This is a genomic window from Methanoregula sp., from assembly GCF_002835825.1.
In the GTDB taxonomy this organism is placed as follows: Archaea; Halobacteriota; Methanomicrobia; order Methanomicrobiales; family Methanospirillaceae; genus Methanoregula.
The window spans coordinates 1-1,144 of record NZ_PIZH01000666.1 but is presented as its reverse complement, the minus strand read 5'-3'; the positions used below and the strand labels follow the sequence as shown (position 1 = coordinate 1,144).

The window sequence follows — 1,144 nt, the reverse complement described above, 5'->3', positions numbered from 1 at the left end:
TTTTTCGGTTAGTCCGGAAACCATCGTCATCTTCGGTCTTGTCGTTGCGCTCTGGTTGTTATTTGTTTACCCGGAGCAGACAATGGGATCAGAGGTAACAAAACAGGAGGTCTGCCCCAATTGCGGCCATATCCATACCCCCGGGGATGCGCATATCGGCCTTGACAAGCTCGTACGGGAGATACGGGAGAGAGCAGCGGTCGAGGCAGAACGCCTCCATGCCGAGGCGAAGGCCGAATCCGACCAGATCCTTACCGCTGCGGCAAAGAAGGCCGAGACCATCAGGCTCATGGCCGAAGACGAGGTCAGGAAACAGACCGAACACCTCATCAGCCAGGATGTCTCGGCTGCGAACCTGCTCGTCAAACGCGAGCTTCTCAACACGAAAAAGGAGCTCCTTGACCGGGTCTACGAGGCGACGAGAACAGAGATTGCCGCACTCCCCGCAAGTTTCCACAAGGATGCGTTAAAAAAGCTCCTCACCGAGGCAAAGAAGGAGATCCCGGGCGGGACCATCTCCTGCAATGCCCGCGATCTTCCGGCCGCACAGGCCCTTGTCACCGAGGCGGAGTTCGGGAAGTTTAAGGTCGGAGCCCCGGTAGAAATCGACGGCGGCATCCTCATCGAGGGTGAAGGGGCAGCCTTGCAGATTGACTACAGTTATCGCACATTCCTTGGAAAGGTCTGGGAATCCGGGTTGAAAGATGCGTCGGACATCCTGTTCGGATAAGGAGGGGTACGAATGGTTGGGATGAGAGGTATCTCAGCACCGTATATCTACGTATGTACCAGGATGCGGGTACGGAAGGCCAAACTCCTTCCTCGTGAAGAATACATGCGGATGCTCAACATGAGTATCTCCGAGATCACCCGAATTATCGGAGAGACCGAGTACAAGCAGGAGATCGACGAACTCGGGACCACGTTCAGGGGTATCGACCTTATCGAGGTTGCCCTTTCGTGGAACCTTGCCAAGGAGTACCAGAAGATCCAGAAGATCACGCCGGGCAACCTCAAGCAGTTCACCCAGTCGTATCTCAGGCGGTGGGACATCCAGAACATCCTGACGATCCTCCGGGGGAAGATGCATGGCGAGCGGGCGGGAAAGATCAAGGAGATCCTCGTCCCCGCCGGCAGTCTTGAC

At 56.2% G+C, this 1,144-nt stretch carries 2 protein-coding genes; both read left to right on the top strand.

The annotated features are described in order from the left end of the window. A partial coding sequence (locus CW742_RS14280; protein ID WP_292421526.1) for a V-type ATP synthase subunit E occupies nucleotides 1–730 on the top strand: 730 nt, incomplete at its 5' end. A gap of 21 nt (nucleotides 731–751) precedes the next feature. Beyond that, the coding region (locus CW742_RS14275) for a V-type ATPase subunit (RefSeq protein ID WP_292421524.1) at nucleotides 752–1,144 on the top strand (393 nt) is incomplete at its 3' end.